The organism is Bradyrhizobium sp. USDA3010, from assembly GCF_056429065.1.
In genome coordinates this window covers 1-22,051 of the sequence record NZ_JBWJZD010000007.1, presented here as the reverse complement: position 1 = coordinate 22,051, position 22,051 = coordinate 1, and the positions used below count along the sequence as shown (strand labels likewise).

Here is a 22,051-nt window from a genome sequence, read left to right as displayed (position 1 = left end):
GCCACACTTAGGCGGGATCCCCGGCCTCGGCCAGATACCGCGCAGCAAGCGCCGAATAGCTGTACCGCTGCGCGATGGCGACGCGTTCGGCCCGAGAACGCGCCGGACCGTCCAGCGCGGCGCGCAGGGACACGGCGAGTGCGCCGGGGTCGTCCGGCGCGCATCGCGCAGTCACCAAATCCTCGAGCCCGGCGAGCGCTCGCGCTTCGCAGGCAATGACGCTGCGCGGCGCGAACAGGCAGTAGTCGAACAGCTTGTTGGGGCTGATGCCGTGATGGTAGAGCGCGTTCTTGTGGAAGGCGACGACCGCGCAATCGGACGCGTGCAGCATACCATGCACGATCGACCGATCGACTTCGTCGTGAAACTCCACGTTGGCAAGCCCTGCCGCCCGCTGCTTCAGCGCGGCGAGCGAAGTGCCTGAACCGATCAGAACGAAACTGATCTCGGGGCTCGTGCTGCCGAGGACAGCGGCGGCGTCGAGAACGACCTCCACTGCGTTTGGGGGCCCCATGCCGCCGGCATAGAGGACCACCCGCCTGCCCTGCTGCTTCAGCTGATTGATGCGGTCGATCAACGGATGACCGAGAGTTTCGATCGTCAGCGCGCTCTGGATCTCACCGTCAGACACCCCGTTGGGGATCCAGACGAACTTGCCGGCGCTCAAGCCGCGCGCCCGCATATGGGCTTCCGCACCTGCCAAAAGACAGATCACGCGATCCGCGGCGCGATAGGCGGACCGCTCCTTCCAGCCGAGCAACCTCACGAGGGGGTGCCAGGTCGGGGTCATTCCGAGCGCCACGATGCTCTCCGGCCAGAGGTCACGAACCTCCAACCAGAACCTGGCACCGAAGCGCTGCGCGATCTGACGCGCCGCCGAAATGAAGAACAGATGCGGGCTGGACGCGATCATCAGATCCGGCTCGCCGAATTGCGTGGCGATCGCCGATGTCGCCGAGCGAAAGGCCGGCGCAAAGCTCAGATTGTTGCGCAGCCGCCCCAGATTGCCGCCATCATAGCGCGGAGTATCGAGGAACCAGAAGTCGACGCCGTTGATCCGCTGCGGCCCCGGAGCGCGCGGCTCCCGGTGCAGGTGATGGAAGCCGGCACTGACCACCACGACCCGATGCCCCATCTTTCCCCAGGCATCTGCGAGCCAAAACGGACGCCAGTGACGGCCAAGGCCCGGCCCGCCTGCGAACGGATGCAATAGCCAGATGTTCATCGGGCCGCCCGGAAAGCAGCGGCCGACAAGCCGGCGGTTATCGACGGCGACGATGACATCCAGGAATGATCGGGCCTCATGGCGCTTCGACCCGAAAACGCTCACCCCAAAGCGCAACGCAATAAAGCCTCCAGCGCATTCCAAGATCGAGCCGGTGAAATTTCCTCTTGAGCTTCGGCATGTCGACATAGCGGGCCAGGAGCTCGCTTGCGATCACCTTGTCATACATCGTGGCGGAGTGTCGCGTGAGCCAGATCCGGTCGGGAGCAGCAAAACCGATCTTGTCCCTCCGCCAGGTGATGCTGGCCGGCAGCAGATCGCTCATGGCTGCGCGAAGCGGCCATTTTGCCCATCCCTTGTTCAGCTTGATGCGCGTGGGAAGCGCCAAAGCAAACTCGACGAAGCGATAGTCGAGGAATGGAAGTCGCGTTTCGATGCCGAACCGCATGGAGTTCTTGTCTTCGAAGCGCAGCAGCATCGGCAAATTGGTCTCGGTAATCTCCAGCACTTGCATGGCCTGCGCATCCCTCGTCTTCGACGCAAAGCGGCGAAGCGGCTCCGGCAAGTCGGGATTTCGCAGGAACGTGTAACGCAAGCGGTAATAGGCAGCGCGCAGCCCTGCCGAACCGGCACCGAACAAATACATCAGCAACCGCCGGCGCGAAATACCGGCCCGCGTGGCGGCGCCGAAGGCAGACAGAAATCCACGGACGCCACCGCTGCGAAGATGGTCGAGCAACCAGGCCGCATAGTAGCGATGGTACCCCAGCAACGTCTCGTCACCGCCCTGACCATCGAGCAGCACGATGACGCCATTCGATCGCGCGGCCTTCATCACCGCATACTGCATCATGATCGAAGGACCTGCGAACGGCTCCTCCTGAACGTCGAGCAAAGTCTCCGCCGTCGATGCAAAGTCCTGATAGGTCGGCTTGGTGCGCAGCCAGTTCAACTCTGCCCGTTCTGCGACTTCCGCCGCGTACGCCTCTTCATTGTTGGACGCCTGCTCGCTCACGGCCGTGATGGCAAAGAAGCGCTCGCTCGAGCCTGGCGCATAGCGCCGCGCGGCCAGCGTCGCGACACTCGAACTGTCCAGCCCACCCGACAGGCAGGTTCCGACCCGAACATCCGAACGCAGCCGCAGACGCGTCGCGTCATCGAGCAGCTCTCGCAACGATTTCGCTGCGCTGCCTTCATCAGACACGGCCAACCCAGGCGCAAGCGAATAGTAGCGCTCGATTTCGACCTGCCCCGTCGACACGTCGACGCGCATCCGATGCCCGGGAGGCAATTTCTCGACGCCCTTGAAGAAGGTCCGGCTGGTATGGTCCGTCATGCCGCAAACGAGGAAATCGTTGATCAGATCGTCATCCGCGATCGGGCGCTCGATCAGCGGAAGAAGCTGGCGGATCTCCGAGCCGAACGCGAACTGCTTCGCCGTATTGACGTAGTAGAACGGCTTCACGCCAAACCTGTCGCGGGCGCAGAACAGCGTGTTGTCGCGCTCGTCGTGAATCGCAAACGACCACATGCCGTTGAAGCGTTCGAGGCACGCTGCACCCCAGCAAACATAGGCTGTGAGCAGGACCTCGGTATCCGAGGCCGTATGAAAGGTGTATCCGAGCGCCTCGAGCTCCGTGCGGAGTTCGACGTAATTGTAGATCTCGCCGTTGTAGGTGATCCAGATCGGGAGTCGTCTGTCGCGCATCGGCTGTGCGCCGTCATCGGTCAGATCGATGATCGCCAGTCGCCGGTGTCCGATCCCGACGTTCCCGTTGATCCTCACCCCACGCCCATCCGGACCGCGGTGGGCAACGAGATCGGTCATCTGGTCCACCTGGCGGGCATCGACGGGCCCAGTCTTATCTAAGAGGCCGAATATGCCGCACACGAAATGCCTATCCAGATTGATTCGATGGCGGAGCTCGGTATAACCGCCGCGTCAGAATATGCGCGCATTTGGAACAAACCGCGGCTGTCTTAACCTGTTCGTGTATTGAACGTCAACGTTCCCGGACCAGTCGAAGCTGTTTTCATACGCGGCTGAAACCTGAGATAGCGAGAGCCGACCGCAATTCCGCACCGCCTCTCCAGGCCTGCGTCGCATGGCCGCTTCGGACCAAACCTGTGCTAGAAGCTGCTGGCTGATATTGAGTTGGCATCCATCGGATCCCTGAGTGAACAAGATCGAACCCATCGGACCGACGTCCCTGACGGAAGCGCCGCTTCCCGCCGACGACGTTGCATCTTTCCGGCCGGGCCAATCTGCCATCGCGGATTTCGTCACGCGCCTGCTTGTTCGCGCGGCGCGGCGCGCCACCGAGAAGCGTCTCGCGAAGGGAAAGGTGCGCACGTTGTGGGCCGCCACTCCGATCCTCACCTTACCGCTCCTCGCACGCTGCGATCGAATGTTGGGATTTCGCTCCTCGTCGCTGGTGTTCAACACCTACTATGTGACGAGATCATTCGACATCAACCTCATCCTGTTCGAGGGCTTCCTTCGACTGCTGCGCAGCCGAAGTGGCCTCGGCCTGTTTCGTCGCCTGGTTCTGGCGTGGGCCCTGCTGCGCTACGATATCTTCAACTACTTCTATGACCGCGGCCTGATGCTGAGCGATGGACGCTATGGCATCAACCCTGAGGAACTCGACCTCCTGTTCCGGTCGGGAAAGCGATTGTATACCTATGCCTACGGCGCCGACGTCCGAGCACGGGAAGCAACGCTCAAACTCGGTCACCCGAACCTGTGCGAAGAATGCCCGGCCCCGGGCAAGTTCTGTGTCTGCACGACGGAGATGCACGCCTCGTCGATCGACCGCCTCAAGGGCCGTGCGACCGCGCAGATCGCGATGGGGGATATGGTGACCTATGTGCCCGGCTGCCGGGACATGCACTACTGGCCGATTGACGCGAGCAAGCTCGCCGCGCGGCCGCCAGTCTACAAGGCCGGCGACGTGCTGAGAGTGGCACATGCGCCGAACCACGGGCACTTCAAGGGAACCAGGCTTCTGATCGAGGCAATCGATCGGCTGGTGAAGGAGGGAGAGAAGATCGAGCTGGTCTCCGTGCAGGGCGTTCCCAACAAGAAGGTCATCGAGCTTTTCGGCGCCTCGCACGTCGTTGCGGATCAATTCGTCGCAGGCTTTCACGGCTATACGGCCCTCGAGGCGATGGCCATGGCCAAACCGGTTCTGTGCTTTCTGCGTGATGACCGAATGATGGTCGATCCGGCAACTTGCCCGATCATCAACACGCGTCCCGACGAAATCTACAATGTGCTGAAGCGATGCTTGAGGGGTGAGCTCGACCTGAACGAAATCGGCAAGGCGGGGCGCCGCTATGTCGAAGCCCATTACAGCTTGCAAGCGGTCGCAGCGAGGCTCGGAAGGCTCTATTGTGAAACTGCCGATCTGCCCGAGGATCTGCGGGCAAGCGTGACGAGGCATGTCGGCGAGTTCGCGAGAGATGATCATGCCTCGTAGCCCTGTGCCGCCTTCGCGCCCGTCAGCGGATCTGAATACGCGCACATGAGAATCCTGCACGGACCAGTCAATGTCGGAAATCAGCCCTGGGGGCTGTCCCGCGCCGAACGGCAGCTGGGAGCATCCAGCGACTTGGTCGTTCGCAACGACACATGGCTCGGATACCCGGCAGACCGGATGCTGTCGGCCAAGGATGCCGGATTTCTCGAGACGGCCATTCGCAGCGCGGCGTTCGGCCTGAGGAACCAGTGGCATTACGATGTTCTTCACTACTATTTTGGACAGACCTTTCTGTCGCCGGGTTTCCCCCTCTCCGCGCCGGGATCAGTGCTCTCCCGGCCATCGCTGCTAACGGACATCATCAACAGACTGGCGACCGCAGACCTGCACGCCGCCCGCCTCTTCAACAAGAAGCTGTTCATGACCCTGCAGGGCTGTGATGTCCGGCTGGCGAACGAGGGAAACAGGCGAAACGAATGGACGATGTGCGCCCCGCAACACTGCGAGCTGTATCAACGATGCACGGACGCTCTCGACCATCGGCGGCACTTTCTGATCGAAAAGGTTCTGCCGCTGTTCGACCGGGTCTTCTATCTGAATCCGGAACTCGGACACATCGTACCGAACGGCCAGTTCCTCCCATATTCAAACGTCGAGATCGAGAAGTTCGAAATTGTGCCGCCTTCCGAACAGGGGCGGCTCAAGATCGTTCATGCCCCGACTGCCGGACGGATCAAGGGTACACCGATGATCCTGAAGGCCCTCGAACAATTGCGGTCACGGTACGACTTCGACCTCATCCTTGTCGAAAAGACGAGCCACGAGCAGGCGCTGGAGATTTATCGGTCGGCAGACCTTGCAATCGACCAGGTGCTGGCGGGATGGTACGGGGGATTCGCGGTCGAGATGATGGCGATGGGAAAGCCGGCCGCATGCTACATCCGGGAAGAAGATATGATGTTTGTTCCGGACGCGATCAGGCGCGAACTGCCTGTCTACCGGCTGAACCCGGGAGACCTTGCAGAGAGCATTGCCGCGGTTCTTGATCGCCGTTCCGAGTGGTCCATGCGCGGCCAAGCGTCGCGACTTTATGTCGAACGATGGCACAACCCGAAGTCAATCGCCGAGGCGATGCTGGATGCCTATCAAAGCCCCGATAGCAGCTTCGAACTGATTCCGAACGAGACGATGAGCTCAGAGGTTTGAGCCTGATCCTTCTATTTTGCGACGGGCTCACCAGCATTCAGACGAACGGCCTGCCACACGGTTCTTGAAAAGCTTGCCGCAAACGCCCTGACATTGTCATCCTGGTGCAGGACAACATTTCTAACCACGAGCCCGCGAGCCTCCTGTGAGGCTTGGATCAGATGATCCGCCAGCGCGACCGGATCATCGACGCCGAAATAGCGCGCAGCGCCGGCGGTCTGCTCCCGGTGCACATCGATGTCGGACAGGATCATCGGAACGCCGAACGACTTCGCCTCCTCGACCGTCGTGCTCCAGCCCTCGAAGCGCGACGGGTTGAGCAGGGCTGTGGAAGCCCGCAGCAGCGCGTAGACGTGCGGCAACGGGATCACGCCGAGGTGACGAAAGTGCGTATCGAGGCCGCGCTTCCGGATCTCGGAGTTGACCAGATCATAGTAGCCCGGCTCACGCCGATCTTCTGTGCTGCCTGATGCACAGACAACGACCTCGATCCCACGACGCTTCAGGATCGCCAGGGCGTCGACGACCAGCTGATGGTTCTTGTGTCGATAGAACTGGTTGGGCAGATAGAAATAGTTCGTCGGCAGATTGTACGCCGCGATGACCTCTGACGGGTCGATGTCCAGGAATGCGGCCGGCGGCTGGGTCGCGAAGCGAACGACGCTGACGGGGTTGCTGGCGTGTGGATAGTAAGCCCTGAAATCGCGGAAGGCGCTCTCGCTGCTCAGCATGATGGTCCGCCCTGACGCGATCTGAACGCGAAAGCCAATCTCGCGGCGCCAGCGTGCCGTCCGCGGAAACAGCTGAGGCAGAGAATGGTGCTGCAGATCCGGAATCCACGCCACTGCAGGGATCGCCAGCCGCCAGCCGAAGAAGCGCGCGGATTCAACCACAACATCTACATGCGCGGAGCGAAACGCCGCCGCGGCGCCGCGGTCCAGACCAAGCGCGAGTGCCGCAGCGAGACCCGGCTGCCCGTCGAACACCTCCGATCGGACGATCTCGACGCCCGGTATCGCATCAAGCTCGTCGAGTTCACTCTCGTCGGCCCGCGTCCCGGCAAAGACGACCGGCGCGAACTCGCCAGGCAAAAACCGATCGAGCGCCGCGAACAGATTGCGCTGATAGTTGAACCCGCCGGCCCAAATCCGTCGCGAGATGTGATTGAACGCGAACCGCAATGGGCGGGACGTCACGAAGCCTGCCCCTTGAACCAGGCCACGTAATCGGCGAGGCCCTGATCGAGCGGAATGCGCCAATCGAAGCCGATCTGGCGCAGCATCGCAGCATCGGCCAACAGGCTCATGGGATCGCCGGGGCGGCTTACACCCGAGTGCCGCACAACCGTGTTGCTGCCCCACTGTCCGATGAGACCGGCGGCGATGTCGGCAACGCTCGTCCCCCGGCCCGAACCGCCATTGATGACCCGGAAGGCCTCCTGTGACGACGACGTTTCCGCGACGCTTGCAAGCAGCCTCGCGACGTCGCGAACGTCGGTCCAGTCACGTATCTCGTTGCCGGTCCCACCGAGCGTGAGCACCTGCTCCTTGGCGTTGAGCCGCGAGCAGATGTCCCAAAGCAATTGTTTGCGCAGGTTGGGCCCATAGACAGAGAACAGCCGCACGACCGTGCAACGCAACCCGAACGACCGCGCGTAGCTCGCGCACAATTGCTCCATCATCAGCTTGTGCTGCCCATAGGGCGACATCGGAGTTACGATCGCGCTTTCAGCGATCGGGCCGAAATGATCGGCGCCATAGACGGCCGCACTCGACGCCGCGATCACCGCGCAGTCTGGCGCGGATCCGCGCAGCCATTCGAGCAGCCGCGCGGTGCTCGCGACAGTGCGCGAGAAATCCTCGAACGGCCGTTCGATCGAGACGCCGACGGACGATCCGCCAGCCAGATGAAAGACACGCGTCGGCAGCCCGTGCGCCGTCGCGAGCGCGTTGAGATTGGCCGCATCGATCTCGCCGTTGATCCAGCTCTGCAAGCCAAGCCGCCGGGCTTCCGTTGCATCAAGCGCGCCGTGTCCGACGCCATGCACCGCATGGCCTGCCCCCGCCAACGCATGCGCCAGATGGCGGCCGATGAACCCGTTCGCGCCTGTAACCCAGACGATCATCGCTCAAGCCTTGTGACAGACAAAGGAGTAGAGCCGGCCCGGTCGATGATCGAAACGCTCGGCCATCGACAGCAGCGAGCCGAACAGCCGATTTGAGGCAAGCGCAGTTCGCCATAGCGGAGCAACCGGAATCCTTTGCGACAACTTGGCCACGATCGCGGCTTTCAGGGTCTCCGACGTATAGGGAAACAGGTTGATCGGGCTTTGCAGCGGCGCCAGCGTGTCGACCGCGGAAAACCCGGCCTTGCTGAGCGCGCCGGTGTAGCGATCGAGCAGGAAGGCATGTTCGCCGCCGTAAAGATGATGCAGCGGATGCTGCGCCAGGAACTGCGGAAGGTCCGCCTCCTTGCTGATGACATGCTCGCGCGCCGCGATCAGCATGCCACCGGGCCGCAGTACGCGAAACATCTCCCGGCACGCCCCCTCGAGATCGCGCGTATGGTGCAGCACAGCGCGGGCGAAGACGAGATCGAACGTCGCATCGGCGAACGGCAGCCGCTCGGAAAACTCTTCGACCACCTGGATCGGCAATTGCGTCTGTTGCGCCAGGCCGCGGATCGCCGCCCCTCCCACGATCGCGCTCGGGTCCGGTTCGAGCGCCGTGACGGCAAAGCCGGTTCGGGCGAGCGCGTAGCTCGCGATACCGCGACCGGCTCCAACGTCGAGCGCGGTACCTGACCGGCCGGCGAGCAGCGTGGCAACCGCTTGCCACTCGGAGCTCTGGAAATAGCGCTCGGCGGCGCCAACCAGCGGATCGTCGTAGAACGCGTCGAGCACAAGCTGGCGCTGCTCCGGCTGATTGCGCAGCCAGACCACCGCATCCTCCCAGGTGGTAAACTTGCGCTCACCGTTCATCGGGGCCAAGCTCCCTCACCAGCACGGCCGGATTGCCCGCCACGATCGAAAACGGCGCGACATCGCGGGTCACGACCGCGCCGGCCGCGACGATGGCGCCCTGCCCAACCGTCACACCGCGCAAGACCATCGCGCCCGCGCCGACCCAGGCGTCGTCGCAGAGCTTCACCGGGCTCTCGTCAAGCGCGATATCGCTGGGATGTCCGCGCGTGAAAATCTGCTGGACCTGCCGGTGCCGCTCCGTCGCCCGCAGCGGGTGCGTGAGATTGTCGAAAACATTCGCCGAATGCGAGATCAGAACGCGGTTGCCGATCTCGATCGAGGCCGCCGACCAGATCCGGGTTCCCTCGCCGACATAGCACCACTCGCCGATCTTGATCTCCCCACCATGCGCGAAGGTCAGGAGCTCGCCCAGGATGCGGCTGTTGCGGCCGACGACGATCCTGTCGGAATCGCCACGGATGTTTCTGACCCTGGCATGGCGGCCGAGCGCAGCGTCCGGCTGCAAGCGGCACGTCGCGCGACCCATCAGACGCTGGATCAGATAATCGAGATTCATGCCGTCAACTGCAGGCACGCGACGGCGCGCGACGACGCCGCAAGGTCATTGCCCTGCCCCTTGCCGGTGTGGATGTCGAAAACGGTGGCGTCGGCGAGCGCCTCGGCGCTCTGGCGCGACCAGCCTTGTCGCGAATAGCCGAAATAGTCGACATGGTGAGACACCGCGCCGAATGCTTCGATGATCCGCTCGATCATGGCAAGATCGAACACCTGATACCAACCGAGATTCTCGCGCTTGCCGAACGGCACCGAGATCAGGCAGGTGCCGCCGGGCTTGAGAATGCGCTTGAACTCCTGCACCGCCGGAACAAAACCGTCGCGATCGGTCTCGGCATCACGCGGGTCGCCGGTGTACAGCATCTGATTATCGAGGCCGATGTGCTCGATCGTCGAAATGCTTGCGACGGTGTCGAAGACCTGATCGCCGAACATCGTCTTCCGGAGATCGCCGAACACATAGGAGTAGCCGTCATGCCAATAGCACCGCCGCTCGGGCGCCAGCGTCATGATGGTGAGGTCCGCGCCGCGCAACGGCGGGCGCTGCAGCAGGAAGTCGTGGTTGAAGGTCGATCCCGCGTCCAGCATCTTGCCGACGTTCTTCAATCGGCCATAGGCCCAGGGATATTCCACCACGCGCTCGTCCATGGCGACGCCGTAGCCTGGTGGAAGCTCCTTTCCCGCCTGAAGCAGGCCCGCGTCGATGGCTGCGGTGATCGTATCGCGCTTGACCGTCTGATAGCCCGGCCCGAACGGCCGCGGCCGCAGCCTGAACAGCGGCACGGCAAGCCCGTCGGCCACCCATTTCAGTCGATGGATCAAGTCACTTGCAGACATCATCTCGGCCCGATCGCCCGCCCGCTGGCCGGCACTGTGCACCGTCTAGAGCCTTTTCCGTCCCGATGGAATCGGAACGGGGCTCCAGACTGGTGTTTTGACGCGATTTCCTTGCGCGAACCGGCATCACTTCGCTCGAAAACGCTCTAGCACGGCTCGATCCGCGCCACGAGATCGATAAACTGGGCCCATTGCGAGGCCTTGCTGTAGGTCTGCTGCACGCGCCTCCTGCCCGACGCCGCGATGGCGGCCCATTGCGGCCAATCCTGCAGGCTGCTCGAAATCGCCTCGGCTGCCCTTTCAGGAGCGTCGTAAGTGCGCATCGTGACACCCTCCTCCATCGCCTCCGGATAGTTGCCGGAATCCGACACGAGCAGCGACCCGCAGCCCATCGCCTCGAAGCAGCGCATGTTGCCGCGGTCGTTGCCGGCCATGTCGATTGCGCCGTTGAGCACGATCTTGGCGGATCCGAACAGCTCGTAGAGGTCCCTGCCGAACAGCGGCAGCCGCGCTATGCGCGCGATGGCGTCGGGCCTGCGGTGCTTTTGCAGCGGCAGCAACCGACCGACCGCGCTTTCGGCAAGCCGCGTCAGCCGCGACGCATCGAGGCAGAACACGATCTTGCGTTCAGCGGCCAGAGCCGCGACCTGTTCGAGCGTCCTGCCCCGCGCACTGTGATGCCGCGAATATCCACCGACAAACGCGACATCGATCGGCCGTTCGCCGTGGCCGTACTGCTCCATGACAGGATCGATCGCGGGGAAGAACAGCTCCGCCCGGCAGCCCTTGCTGCGCCAGGCCTCGAGGATCGACGGGAAGTTTCCAAGCACCGCGCCGTAGGCGGTCAAGTCGGCATTGCCGGAAGGCGCCGCGCGCCAGCACAATGTCTTCTTCACACAGCCTGGAAGCCTGGCGATGAACACACTCGGATAGCGCACCGGATCGAGATTGTAGAACACGTCGGTCCGGTGATGCTCGATCTGCGCGAGCAGAATGGCGTCGAGCGTCGGCGTCCCCTTCATGCCCTGCTCTCGCGCCCACTGGCGCTGCAGCACTTCGTCGTCGCCATTGGTGAAGAAGGCTTCAGGCGCACCGTCGAGCACGGGCTCGAGAAAATGTGCCGCGCCGAAGCGATCGTGCAGGAACACGTCGCGACGTGCCACAAAGGTCGACGCTTTTGCCGCAAGCTGGTTCAGCCGCGGCAGATAGGACGGATAGAGACCGCTATTCTGGAACAGACGCATTGGTTATACGGACCTTGCCAACATCCATTTCATGTTCAGGTATGGCCAGATCCGGCCGACGGATTCCCAATCCCAGCTCTGCGATGCCGTCAAGTGGCCGACGGTCTTTCGAAGCGGCGCTTCGTCGACGAACTCGGCAAACGCCGGGACATTGCGATTGAGCAGCTCATTGGTCCAGCCCGCCAATGGCCCGTTCAGCCATTCCGGCATCGGCGAGTTGAAGCCGACCTTGCGGCGCGCGGTGCGGATACTCTCAGGCATCAGGTTTGCCATCGCCTGCCGCGCGACCACCTTGGTCATGCCATCGGCCGATTTGCTCGTTTCCGGCAGCGCCATCGTGTAGGTCACCAGCCGCCAGTCCATGAACGGCATGCGCACCTCGATCCCGTGCGCCATCGAGAGCCGATCGAAATTGCGCAGAATGGTGGGCAGCGTGGTCGAGTGGAACATGCGATAGAGACGCCGGTTCAGCGCGCCCCACGCGTTCGGCAACTCGTCATCCTCAGCGACCAGCGGCAACGGTGCAGGCATCGCCGTCAAGCCTCCCCGCAGGAAATAGTGCCCCTGGCGCCTGATCATCTGCGCCCGCAGGAAGTCGATGCCGCGCTGCGCCAGCTGCGATCGTGACGTGAGCGCGGCGGCAGCGTTCCGGATCCGGAATGCGGTCGACTGCCCCTCCTGCAGGTAGGCGCCCATCAATTCGTCCGCGCCGTGGCCGTCAAGCGACACGGTGACGTTCTGGCGCCGGAGTTCGCGATAGATCAGCCACGGCGCGCTCGGCAGCCCGATATAGACGTCGTCGTTGTCGTCAAGGATCCGATCAAGGTCGGTGAGCGCATCGGAGCGCCCGATCTCGAGAAAGCTCGGCGCCACGTCGGCCCACGCGGCCGCTTCCTCCGCCATCGGCCGCTCGTCGTTGCTGGCGCCGGGAAAGGTCGCGACAAAGGCGTGCCGCCAGGCGGTACTGTCGCGCGGTCCCATGCCGGCCTTCTCGTGGGTCGCCATCGCGCAGATCACCGCGGACGAATCGAAGCCACCGGACAGGCAGGTGCCGATCGGAACGTCGCTGCGCATGCGCAGGGCGACGGAATCCTGAAACAGGTCGCGAAAGCGCGTGACGCGTTCGGATTCAGTATCCGGGATCGCGGGCAGATGATCCACGGTCCGCCACCAGCGGCGCACCTGCACGCGCCCCTGGCGCAACCACATGCAGTGGCCGCCCTGCAGGCGACGCAGTTGCGCGAACAGGGTGCGCTCGCTGCCTTCGATCCCGAACGGGTCAAGCAACAGCCGCCGCGCCACGTCGACGTCGAGCGACGTCTCAACCAGCCCGCTCCGCGCCAGCGCCCGCTGCTCGGACGCGAACACGAACCGATCGGACGACAGCGCGTACAGCATCGGCTTGATGCCGAACCGATCGCGCGCAAGGAACAGATCATCCGTGACGGTGTCGTAGATCGCCAGCGCCCACATGCCGTTGAAGCGCAGCAGCATGTCCTCGCCCCACGCCTGCCAGGCGGCAAGGATCACCTCGGTGTCGGACTGGCTGCGGAAGCACGCGCCGTTCGCCTCGAGCTCGCGGCGCAGTTCGAGGAAGTTGTAGATCTCGCCGTTGTAGACGATCACGTGGCGGCCATCGCCGGATGCCATCGGCTGATAGCCGCCCTCGCCGGGATCGATGATGGCGAGCCGGCGATGGCCGAAGGCGACGTTTCGCTTTGCGTTGAACCAGGTACCCTCGCCGAACGGACCGCGATGCGCAATCAGGCTGGTGAGCCGCGAGATGTCGGCCGGGTCCACGGGGCCGCCGCGCAGATTGACGATGCCTGCGATACCACACATGTCTAGGCGGCCTTGAAGGGCAAGAAGCGTGCGACGATGACGCGGAGATCGCGCCAGCAGACGGCGCGATAGGGACCAAGCTGCGACACGGCGACGGCGGCGACAAAGATCGCTGCCGCCGACACGCCGTAGAGCGACACCACATACCACCATGACGGCGCGTGGTCGAACGACACATGGCCAAGCTGCGCGCGCAGCACCAGCGCAACCGCGATGCCCGTACCGAGCGGGATCAAGACGAAATGCACCATTCGTGACCACATCGCCGAGAGCCTGAAGGTTCGCCGCAGCAGCAGCACCGTGACGACCATCTGGGCAACCATCCCGACGCAGGAGCTCCAGCCGGCCGCCTGCCAGCCGAAATACGGCAACGCAATGGCGCTGGTCGCCAGCGTGAAGATGCCGGTGACGAGCGAGATCAACGCGTTGAAGCTGGAGCGTCCCTGCGACAGCAGATAGAACGCGAACACGTTGGCGCTCGACCCCAATATTCCGCTGATCGCAAGCACCACCAGCACGAGCTGCGCCTCGGCGGCGACCTCGGCGCCGGTCCATCGATACAACAGCGCGCCTGCGACCGGGATCAGGCCGCCGAGCGCGCTCGCGGCCAGCACGTTGAGAATCCAGGACGAGCGCAGCAGCAGGTCGACCTTGCGATCGTCATCTTCCTTCTGCAGCGTGCTGAAGAACGGGAACAAGATCTCGCCGATCTTCAACACGCCGATATAGACCGCCTCCTCCAGCCGCTGCGCGACGCTGTAGAAGCCGACGAATTGCGGCTGCAGCAGCGCGCCGAGCAGATAGCGATCCGCCTGTCCGGCAAACAGCGCGCCGCTTTGCGCCGCGACCTGCCAGCCGCCAAGTTTCACGAGTGCGCGCAGGGCACTGCGATCGAGCGCGGGCCGTGCCAGCCAATCGCTGATGGCGTGCCGCGACCAGGCGAAGGCCATCAGCAGATTCGTCGCGAAGCCCAAGGCCTGACAGCCGAGGAAGGTCGAGGCACGCGGCGCATATGGGATCAGCAGCAGCATCGACATCGTCGTCACCACCGTGCCGGTGATGCTGATCGACGCGATCCGCCGATAATCCTGGCGCGCCGTGAACAGCGAGAGGAAGACCGCAAACAGGCACTGGAACAGCCAGCCGACGCCGGCCAAGGCGAAGGCCAGCCCGAGGTCGTCGGACGCCGGACCACCCAGGTGAAATCCCAATCGCGCGAGCGGCGGTCCGGCAACGACGAGCAAGGCCGCGATCAGGCTGCCCCCGGCGACGGCGAGCGCAAGGGCGGTCGCGAAGAAACGCCGTGCCTCGTCGCGATCGGACGGTTCCAGCCGTTGCGCGAGTTCGCGCGCCGTCGAGAGCCCAAGCGCATTGCTGAACATCAGCGCAGGCGCGACGCAGGCAGTCACGAGGCCCGCAACACCGAAGGCAGCAAGGCCGAGCCGGAAGATCACGAACGGGAGAATCGCGAGGTTGAGCAGCACCGCGACCGCGAACGCCGTCGCGTTCCATGCCGAATTGCCGAGCAGATGGGACGGACCCTTTTTCACCGCCATGCCAGCTTTCGGTCCATCGCCTTGATGCGCCTCAAGTGCCTCTTCCATAAGGGCAAAAACTCATTCGGTTGGCGACGGGCTAGCAGCCGGCGAAGTGATTGTCGAGGGTTGGCGGATGGCGGGGCCTGTAAGCAGGTGTGGGAAAACCTGAACGACAGCCGAGGCGGAGGCCGATCTGCACGGAACCATGCCCGTTTGTTTCCAGCCCGGTTTGTTGTCCGGGTAACAGTTGGAAAGGTCAGCCAAATTGTCTATGGCAGATAGGCAGTAGCCCCAGAGCGGCCCGCCAAACAAGAGGTGTCTCAATGCCCTTTCCCCGCGCATCCCAAGCCCTGTCCCGGTTCACCGTACTGGATTTGACCCGGGTCCGGTCGGGGCCGACCTGCGTGCGCCAGCTCGCCGATTGGGGTGCCAACGTCATCAAGATCGACGCGCTGATGGAAGACGGCGGCGGCGAGCAGCCGGGCGGCCCGCGTGGCGGGTCCGACTTCCAGAACCTGCATCGCAACAAGCGCGCCATGGCGCTGAACCTGAAAGACCCCAAGGGGCTCGAGGTGTTCAAGCGGCTCGCCGAACAGGCCGACGTCATCGTCGAGAACTTCCGGCCCGACGTGAAGGCCAAGCTCGGGATCGACTATGAGAGCATCCGCAAGATCAATCCGCGGATCATCTATGGCAGCATCTCCGGGTTCGGCCAGGACGGCCCCTATCACAAGCGCCCGGGCTTCGATCAGATCGCGCAGGGCATGGGCGGCCTGATGTCGGTGACCGGCGCGCCCGGCGGCGGCCCGATGCGGGTCGGCATTCCCGTCGCCGACCTCACCGCTGGGCTGTTCTGCGCAATCGGCATCCTCACCGCGCTCTTGGAACGCGACGTGTCCGGCGAAGGCCAGTGGGTGCAGACTTCGCTGCTGCAGGCGCAGATCTTCATGCTGGATTTCCAGGCGGCGCGCTGGCTGATGGAAAAGGAAGTCGCCAAGCAGGCCGGCAACAACCATCCGACCTCGATCCCGACCGGTGTGTTCAAGACCACCGACGGCTACATCAACATCGCCACCACGGGCGGACGGATCTGGGAGCGCTGCGCACAGGCGATCGGCGCGCCCGAGCTGGTCACCGACCCTGACTATGCGACCGCACCGGCGCGCTCGAAGAACCGCGACGCTCTGAATGCACGAATCAACGCGCTGACCGAGAAGAAATCGACCGAGACCTGGGTGCAGGAGCTGAACGCCGCCGGTGTACCGTGCGGGCCGATCTACTCGATCGACCAGATGTTCGAGGATGCCCAGGTCAAGCATCTCGGCATGGCCCAGCACGTCCCCAATGACGAGAACCGGCACATCCAGCTGGTCAGCCAGCCTGTGACGCTGTCGCGGACGCCGAGCAAGATGGCAGCGCGGCCGCCGGAATTCGGCGAGCAGACCGAGGAAGTGCTGGCCGAGTTCGGCTTCGGCCAGGACGAGATCGCCGAGCTGCGCCAGCGCAAGGTCGTCTAGAAATTCTAGTCCCTTGACGCGTTTTCTTCACGCCAACCGGTATCCACTTCGCTTGAAAACGCTATAGGGCCTCACGCCTTTGCCGGCCGCACCAGACGCGCGACGCCGGCAAAGGCCCGATCGATCACCGGCCAGAACAGCAGCACGATCGCCAGGGTCGTGATGGTGCCGACGAGGCCGTTCGACCAGAACACCTTCATGTCGCCGCCGGAACCGATCATCGAGAGCCGGAACGCATCCTCGGCGCGGCTGCCGAGCACCAATGCGAGCGTGAACGGCGCAAGCGGGATGCCGATCTTCTTGAAGACGTAGCCAACGACACCGAAGCCCAGCATCAGCCAGATGTCGAACATCGCGTTCTGGATCGCGTAGGCGCCGATCGCGCAGGACACCACGATCATCGGCGCGACAGCCGCGAACGGCACCCGCAGGATCGAGGCGAAGATCGGCACGGTGGTCAGCACCAGCACGAGGCCTACGACGTTGCCGAGATACATCGAGGCAATCAGACCCCAGACGAAGTCCTTGTGCTCGACGAACAGCAGCGGGCCGGGGTTGAGGCCCCACACCATCAGGCCGCCGAGCAGGATCGCCGCGGTCCCCGAACCGGGAATGCCGAGCGCGAGCATCGGCAACAAGGCCGCGGTGCCAGATGCATGCGCGGCGGTCTCCGGCGCGAACACGCCCTCGATGCGGCCCTTGCCGAAACTTTCCGGATCCTTGGCGAAACGCTTGGCGAGATTGTAGCCCATGAAGGACGCCGCGATCGCGCCGCCCGGCGTGATCCCGAGCCAGCAGCCGATCACGGACGAACGCAGCAGCGTCACCCAGTATTTCGGCAGGTCCTTCCACACCGAGAGCACGACGCGCACGCTGATACTGGCGGCGTGCCCGCGCAGCGCCAGCCGCTCCTCCATCGTGAGCAGGATCTCGCTGATGCCGAACAGGCCGATGACCGCGACGAGGAAGTTGATGCCGCGCAGCAACTCGGCGGAGCCGAACGTCATGCGCAGCTGCCCGGACACCGTATCCATGCCGACGCCGGCGAGCAGCAGCCCGAGCGACATCGAGATCACGGTCTTGTGCTTGGCTTCGCGGCCGAGCCCGACGAACGAGCAGAACGTCAGCAGATAGACGGCGAAGAATTCCGGCGGGCCGAACTTCAGCGCGAACGACGAGATCATCGGCGCCAGGAAGGTGATCAGCAGCACCGCGACCAGCGAGCCGATGAAGGACGAGGTGAACGCGGCGGTCAGCGCTTCGGCCGCCCTGCCCTGCTGCGCCATCGGATAGCCGTCGAACGTGGTCGCGACCGACCAGGCTTCGCCGGGGATGTTGAACAGGATCGACGTGATGGCGCCGCCGAACAGCGCGCCCCAATAGATGCAGGACAGCATCACGATGGCGGATGTCGGATCCATCGTGAAGGTCAAAGGCAGCAGGATCGCAACGCCGTTGGGACCGCCAAGCCCGGGCAGCACGCCGACGAAGATGCCGAGCACGAGGCCGACCATCATCAACAGCAGCGTCTTCCACGTCAAAAGGACGGCAAAGCCGTGCAGCAGGAGACCGAAGGCTTCCATGTTTTCGAGATCCTGTCGGTTAGCTCAGTAGCCGAAGGCCGCTTCGAGCGGCCCCTTCGGCATGATGACGTCGAATGCGATGTCAAAGGTCACGAACATCGCGGCGGTGAAGACGAAGGCGGTGAGCAGCGACTTCCACAGCGCGATCTTGCCGACGAGGCGCATGAAGCCCGCGATCAGGAGGAAGCTCGCGACATAGAGGCCGAGATATTGGGTGGCGAGGCAGAACAGGAAGGTCGGCACGAACACCGCCATCACCCGGCGAAACTGGGCCCGGGTGACAAAGGTCTCGGCGGCTTCCCGGCGCGAGACGAAGGCGGCGCCGAGGCCGTAGAGGCTGGCGGCGCCGAGAATCACCGAGAGATAGAACGGAAAATAGCCCGGCTGCGGCCCGGTCGAATCCCATGACGCACCGGTGCGCCAATTGTCCCAGCCGAGCACCGATGCGAGCGCGAGCAGCAGCAGCGAGACGACGACGTCGACGACGCCGGTGCTGACGACGGCGGGCGAGTTCTCTTCAGGCGCGGTCGGATCGTCGACGACGATCTCAAGTTCGGTATTGGACATGGACTGGACGGTCTGGGTTGCGAGGGCAACGATTGGGATAGCGTGCTGAACCAATCACCGTCAATGCAGCCTTCAGCTAACGCCCGGACCGTTCGGGAAATGCGCTCGCAAGCGCAGCACGATTGGCGCCGAGGACGCCGCGCTCGGTGATCAATCCCGTCACCAGCCGCGCCGGCGTGACATCGAAGCCGAAATTGGCGACGGAAGAGCCGTCCGGAACCAAGCGCACGGTCTCGATCCGTCCGTCCGCCGTGCGCCCTGAGAGGTGCGTCACCTCGCTGGCCGCGCGCTGCTCGATCGGAATCTGCCTGACGCCGTCATCGATACTAAAGTCGATGGTCGGCGACGGCAGCGCAACGTAGAACGGCACGTCGTTGTCATGCGCGGCGAGCGCTTTCAGATAGGTCCCGATCTTGTTGCAGACGTCGCCATTGGCGGCGACGCGGTCGGTCCCGACGATCGCAAGGTCGACCATGCGGTGCTGCATCAGATGACCGCCCGTGTTGTCGGGGATCACGGTGTGCGGCACGCCGTGATGACCGAGTTCCCAGGCGGTGAGCGAAGCGCCCTGATTGCGCGGACGCGTCTCGTCGACCCAGACATGGACCGCAATGCCGCGATCATGCGCCTGGTAGATCGGTGACGTCGCCGTTCCCCAATCGACGGTTGCAAGCCAGCCGGCATTGCAATGCGTCAGGACGTTGACCGGCTCGCCCGGCTTCTTGGTCGCGGCGATTTTTTCGATCAGGCCGAGCCCGTGGCGGCCGATCTCGCGGTTGATCTCGACATCCTCATCGGCGATCTCGCGGGCGCGCGCATAGGCGGCTTCCGCCCGGGCTGAAGCTGCGAACGGCGCGAGCGCGCGGTGCATCTCGTCGATCGCCCACTTCAGATTGATCGCGGTCGGCCGGGTTGCAGCCAGCATCTTGCCGGCGCGGTCGAGCGCCGCATCGGAGGAATCGGCACGCATCGCGAGCGCCATGCCATAGGCTGCGGTGGCGCCGATCAGCGGCGCGCCGCGCACCAGCATCGAGCTGATGGCTTCGCCGGCCTCTTCAGCCGTCGTGATCTTCGCAACGATGAATTCATGCGGCAATCGTCGCTGATCGATCGCGCCGACGGACCAGCCGTCGGGCTCGAGCCAGATACTGCGAAAATGCCGTCCATCCACTTTCATGCGCGCAAGACCCTTCCGGCGACGGCATCGAGTTTGGCAAGCAGCCGCGGATCGCGCGCCGTGGGCGCCGTGATCAGCGCGGTGTCCAGCGCGCGATCCGAGCCGATCGGACACGGCTCGTGCGCGCGCGGGAAATCCCGCGCCAGACGCGCGACCAGCGCCTTGGCCTTCTCGGCGTTCGAATTCAGCACGCGGATGATATCCTGCACCGTGACGGCATCATGCGCCGGATGCCAGCAGTCGAAATCCGTGACCATCGCCACGCTGGCGTAGCAGATCTCGGCCTCGCGGGCGAGCTTGGCTTCCGGCATGTTGGTCATGCCGATCACCGAGTAGCCCTGCGCCTTGTAGGTCAGGCTTTCGGCGAGCGAGGAGAATTGCGGCCCTTCCATGCAGAGATAGGTGCCGCCGCGCGCGAACGCGATGCGCTCGGCCTCGGCAGCGGCGGCGAGATGCTTCGCCAGCAGTGGGGATACCGGATGCGCCATCGACACATGCGCGACGCAGCCCTTGCCAAAAAACGAGCTCTCGCGCTTGTAGGTGCGGTCGATGAACTGATCGACCAGCACAAACGTCCCGGGCGGCAGCTCTTCCTTGAACGAGCCGCAGGCGGACAGCGCGACCAGGTCGGTGACCCCGGCCCGCTTCAGCACGTCGATATTGGCGCGATAGTTGATATCGGACGGCGACAGCGCGTGTCCCTGGCCGTGCCGCGGCAGGAACACGATCGGCAGGCCCGCCATCTCGCCACGACGCACTGGCGCCGACGGCTCGCCCCACGGGCTCGCGATGGTTTCCTCGCGGACATTTTCCAGGCCCGGCAGGTCGTAGATGCCGGATCCGCCGATGATCCCCAACACGGCTTTGGTCATGATCGCTCCACGGCTTGCCGGACGTCCGGCCATACTGCGGCGCAATAATCACTGCGCCGCTGCCGCTTGCAAGCCAATTCGGACCCGAAGGTAAGCAAACCGCGACCGCTATTTCGCGACGAAGCCCGCCGCATTCATCAGCGAGGCATTCTGCTTGTCGTCATCCTCGAGGAACTCGACCATGTCCTTGCCGGTGAGGAAGATCGGCTTCAGCGCCTGCTTCTCCATATAGTCCTTGTATTCAGCCGTCTGCGTCACCTTCTGGAACAGGTCGACATAGAATGCCTGCTGTTCCTGCGTGACCTTGCCCGGCAGGAACATCGCGCGCAGCATCAGATACTGCACGTCCAGCCCCTCCTCCTTGCAGGTCGGGATATCGTTCCAGGATTGCGTGTCGGTGACCTTGGTCTTGTAGGAGATGCGCTCCTTGTCGAACACGCAGAGCGCGCGAACCTGTCCGGCACGCCAGACCTCGAGATTTTCGCTCGGATTGTTGACGTTGGATTCGGTGTGGCCGCCGACCAGCTGGGTCGCGGCCTCGCCGCCGGACTTGTAGGGCAGATAGGAGAATTTCGCGCCGGTCTTCTGCTCCATGAACACGGTGAGCACGTGATCCTCGCGCTTGGAGCCCGTGCCGCCCATCTTGAACGGCGCGCTCGCCGCCTTCGCGGCCGCGACGAAATCCTTGACGGTCTTGGGGCCCGACGCATTGTCCCACAGCACGAACTGGTCGAGCGCGATCACCGACACCGGCGTGAGGTCGCGCCAGTTGAACGGGATCTTGGCCGACAGCGGCAGCATGTAGATCAGCGAATAGGCGATCAGCACCTTGTTGGGATCGCCCTCACTGGACTTCATGTACATCAGCGCTTCCGCACCCGACGCGCCGCCCTTCAGCGAGACCACTATCGGCTGCTTCATCAGATTGTTCTTCTGGATCGCCGCCTGCATCATGCGCGCCATCTGGTCGGAGGCGCCGCCGGCGCCGGCCGCAACCACGATCTCGACCGGCTTGCTCGGCTCCCAGCCGGCGAAGGCCGGCGAGCTCAGCAGCAGCGCCGCGATGGCCGCCGTGGTTTTCACAATCTGTCCCACGTGTTTCTTCCCTATCTATTTGTTCGGCTTCGCAAAACCGTCGAGGTGGCGGGTTCGCGTCATTGTGCCGAGAATGCAGATGAGTGCAAGCCGCCGAACTGCCGCATGACCTATGACTTTGGAATGAGGTGGGTGCGCGTTGCGACGATGAGGATGGCACTGGACTCAAACGTCAAACACGCGGTGTCATCACCCGCGCATTGTTTAGACCGGACAGATCACTGACAGGTGTTCGGAGACATAGCTGACACGTCAAAATTGGCTGGATTGGTCGATTCGGGAGGCCGTCCATGCCGTGGAGCGAGGTGTCAGTGATGGATCAGCGACG

The 22,051-nt window shown here is 63.7% G+C and carries 18 protein-coding genes; 3 read left to right on the top strand and 15 right to left on the bottom strand.

Annotated features, from left to right (window positions below; all coding sequences use genetic code 11):
• Positions 1–7: 7 nt before the first annotated feature.
• Positions 8–1,330, bottom strand: coding sequence for a glycosyltransferase family 4 protein (locus AC066Y_RS13240; protein ID WP_478274257.1), 1,323 nt, complete (start codon positions 1,328–1,330; stop codon positions 8–10).
• Positions 1,302–3,053, bottom strand: a complete 1,752-nt coding sequence (gene asnB / locus AC066Y_RS13235; protein ID WP_478274256.1) for an asparagine synthase (glutamine-hydrolyzing) — start codon at positions 3,051–3,053, stop codon at positions 1,302–1,304. Before asnB (AC066Y_RS13235) ends, AC066Y_RS13240 begins: the two co-directional genes overlap by 29 nt.
• A gap of 349 nt (positions 3,054–3,402) precedes the next feature.
• Between asnB (AC066Y_RS13235) and AC066Y_RS13230 the strand changes: the two genes are divergently transcribed.
• On the top strand, positions 3,403–4,707 hold the full coding sequence (locus tag AC066Y_RS13230) for a glycosyltransferase family protein (RefSeq protein ID WP_478274255.1): 1,305 nt from the start codon (positions 3,403–3,405) through the stop codon (positions 4,705–4,707).
• 45 nt (positions 4,708–4,752) lie between these two features.
• Positions 4,753–5,913, top strand: coding sequence for a glycosyltransferase (locus AC066Y_RS13225; protein ID WP_478274254.1), 1,161 nt, complete (start codon positions 4,753–4,755; stop codon positions 5,911–5,913).
• A gap of 11 nt (positions 5,914–5,924) precedes the next feature.
• On the opposite strand, the gene AC066Y_RS13220 is transcribed toward AC066Y_RS13225, so the two are convergent.
• From AC066Y_RS13220 to AC066Y_RS13185, 8 genes are all read right to left on the bottom strand, one after another.
• Positions 5,925–7,172 carry a glycosyltransferase family 4 protein gene (locus AC066Y_RS13220; protein WP_478274253.1) on the bottom strand — a complete coding sequence of 416 codons (1,248 nt, stop codon included), beginning with the start codon at positions 7,170–7,172 and terminating at the stop codon, positions 5,925–5,927.
• Positions 7,106–8,038, bottom strand: coding sequence for an NAD-dependent epimerase/dehydratase family protein (locus AC066Y_RS13215; protein ID WP_478274252.1), 933 nt, complete (start codon positions 8,036–8,038; stop codon positions 7,106–7,108). Before AC066Y_RS13215 ends, AC066Y_RS13220 begins: the two co-directional genes overlap by 67 nt.
• Positions 8,039–8,041: 3 nt before the next feature.
• On the bottom strand, positions 8,042–8,893 hold the full coding sequence (locus AC066Y_RS13210) for a class I SAM-dependent methyltransferase (protein WP_478274251.1): 852 nt from the start codon (positions 8,891–8,893) through the stop codon (positions 8,042–8,044).
• A complete protein-coding gene (locus tag AC066Y_RS13205; protein WP_478274250.1) occupies positions 8,883–9,452 on the bottom strand; it encodes an acyltransferase in 570 nt (189 codons plus the stop codon). Before AC066Y_RS13205 ends, AC066Y_RS13210 begins: the two co-directional genes overlap by 11 nt.
• Positions 9,449–10,291 carry a methyltransferase domain-containing protein gene (locus tag AC066Y_RS13200; RefSeq protein ID WP_478274249.1) on the bottom strand — a complete coding sequence of 281 codons (843 nt, stop codon included), beginning with the start codon at positions 10,289–10,291 and terminating at the stop codon, positions 9,449–9,451. The genes AC066Y_RS13205 and AC066Y_RS13200 overlap by 4 nt, the downstream gene beginning before the upstream one ends.
• A gap of 143 nt (positions 10,292–10,434) precedes the next feature.
• The gene (locus AC066Y_RS13195; protein ID WP_478274248.1) at positions 10,435–11,532 is read right to left on the bottom strand and encodes a glycosyltransferase family protein; all 1,098 of its coding nucleotides are present in this window, start codon (positions 11,530–11,532) and stop codon (positions 10,435–10,437) included.
• A 3-nt stretch (positions 11,533–11,535) separates the two neighbouring features.
• Positions 11,536–13,374, bottom strand: coding sequence for an asparagine synthase (glutamine-hydrolyzing) (asnB, locus tag AC066Y_RS13190; RefSeq protein WP_478274247.1), 1,839 nt, complete (start codon positions 13,372–13,374; stop codon positions 11,536–11,538).
• Positions 13,375–13,376: 2 nt separating this feature from the next.
• Positions 13,377–14,930, bottom strand: a complete 1,554-nt coding sequence (locus AC066Y_RS13185) for a lipopolysaccharide biosynthesis protein (protein WP_478274246.1) — start codon at positions 14,928–14,930, stop codon at positions 13,377–13,379.
• Positions 14,931–15,235: 305 nt separating this feature from the next.
• On the opposite strand from AC066Y_RS13185, the gene AC066Y_RS13180 reads away from it, so the two are divergent.
• On the top strand, positions 15,236–16,429 hold the full coding sequence (locus AC066Y_RS13180) for a CaiB/BaiF CoA transferase family protein (RefSeq protein WP_478274245.1): 1,194 nt from the start codon (positions 15,236–15,238) through the stop codon (positions 16,427–16,429).
• A 71-nt stretch (positions 16,430–16,500) separates the two neighbouring features.
• Here the strand turns inward: AC066Y_RS13180 and AC066Y_RS13175 are convergent, their stop codons facing one another.
• The 5 genes from AC066Y_RS13175 to AC066Y_RS13155 all read right to left on the bottom strand — a co-directional run bounded on the left by AC066Y_RS13175 (position 16,501) and on the right by AC066Y_RS13155 (position 21,714).
• Entirely contained in the window at positions 16,501–18,012 is a 1,512-nt protein-coding gene (locus AC066Y_RS13175; protein WP_478274244.1) for a tripartite tricarboxylate transporter permease, read from the bottom strand.
• 24 nt (positions 18,013–18,036) lie between these two features.
• Positions 18,037–18,579 carry a tripartite tricarboxylate transporter TctB family protein gene (locus AC066Y_RS13170; protein ID WP_478274243.1) on the bottom strand — a complete coding sequence of 181 codons (543 nt, stop codon included), beginning with the start codon at positions 18,577–18,579 and terminating at the stop codon, positions 18,037–18,039.
• Between the two features lie 76 nt (positions 18,580–18,655).
• The gene (gene mtnA, locus AC066Y_RS13165; RefSeq protein ID WP_478274242.1) at positions 18,656–19,756 is read right to left on the bottom strand and encodes an S-methyl-5-thioribose-1-phosphate isomerase; all 1,101 of its coding nucleotides are present in this window, start codon (positions 19,754–19,756) and stop codon (positions 18,656–18,658) included.
• Positions 19,753–20,628, bottom strand: coding sequence for an S-methyl-5'-thioadenosine phosphorylase (locus AC066Y_RS13160; protein WP_478274241.1), 876 nt, complete (start codon positions 20,626–20,628; stop codon positions 19,753–19,755). The genes mtnA and AC066Y_RS13160 overlap by 4 nt, the downstream gene beginning before the upstream one ends.
• A gap of 108 nt (positions 20,629–20,736) precedes the next feature.
• On the bottom strand, positions 20,737–21,714 hold the full coding sequence (locus AC066Y_RS13155) for a Bug family tripartite tricarboxylate transporter substrate binding protein (protein WP_478274463.1): 978 nt from the start codon (positions 21,712–21,714) through the stop codon (positions 20,737–20,739).
• Positions 21,715–22,051 lie beyond the last annotated feature (337 nt).

Bases quoted from the DNA above. Each gene is read 5' to 3' on its own strand.
- AC066Y_RS13170 (WP_478274243.1), bottom strand. From the start codon at position 18,579: ATGTCCAATACCGAACTTGAGATCGTCGTCGACGATCCGACCGCGCCT.
- AC066Y_RS13160 (WP_478274241.1), bottom strand. From the start codon at position 20,628: ATGACCAAAGCCGTGTTGGGGATCATCGGCGGATCCGGCATCTACGAC.
- AC066Y_RS13210 (WP_478274251.1), bottom strand. From the start codon at position 8,893: ATGAACGGTGAGCGCAAGTTTACCACCTGGGAGGATGCGGTGGTCTGG.
- AC066Y_RS13180 (WP_478274245.1), top strand. From the start codon at position 15,236: ATGCCCTTTCCCCGCGCATCCCAAGCCCTGTCCCGGTTCACCGTACTG.
- AC066Y_RS13205 (WP_478274250.1), bottom strand. From the start codon at position 9,452: ATGAATCTCGATTATCTGATCCAGCGTCTGATGGGTCGCGCGACGTGC.
- AC066Y_RS13185 (WP_478274246.1), bottom strand. From the start codon at position 14,930: ATGGCGGTGAAAAAGGGTCCGTCCCATCTGCTCGGCAATTCGGCATGG.
- AC066Y_RS13225 (WP_478274254.1), top strand. From the start codon at position 4,753: ATGAGAATCCTGCACGGACCAGTCAATGTCGGAAATCAGCCCTGGGGG.
- AC066Y_RS13195 (WP_478274248.1), bottom strand. From the start codon at position 11,532: ATGCGTCTGTTCCAGAATAGCGGTCTCTATCCGTCCTATCTGCCGCGG.
- mtnA (WP_478274242.1), bottom strand. From the start codon at position 19,756: ATGAAAGTGGATGGACGGCATTTTCGCAGTATCTGGCTCGAGCCCGAC.
- AC066Y_RS13175 (WP_478274244.1), bottom strand. From the start codon at position 18,012: ATGGAAGCCTTCGGTCTCCTGCTGCACGGCTTTGCCGTCCTTTTGACG.
- AC066Y_RS13200 (WP_478274249.1), bottom strand. From the start codon at position 10,291: ATGATGTCTGCAAGTGACTTGATCCATCGACTGAAATGGGTGGCCGAC.
- AC066Y_RS13215 (WP_478274252.1), bottom strand. From the start codon at position 8,038: ATGATCGTCTGGGTTACAGGCGCGAACGGGTTCATCGGCCGCCATCTG.
- asnB (WP_478274247.1), bottom strand. From the start codon at position 13,374: ATGTGTGGTATCGCAGGCATCGTCAATCTGCGCGGCGGCCCCGTGGAC.
- asnB (WP_478274256.1), bottom strand. From the start codon at position 3,053: ATGACCGATCTCGTTGCCCACCGCGGTCCGGATGGGCGTGGGGTGAGG.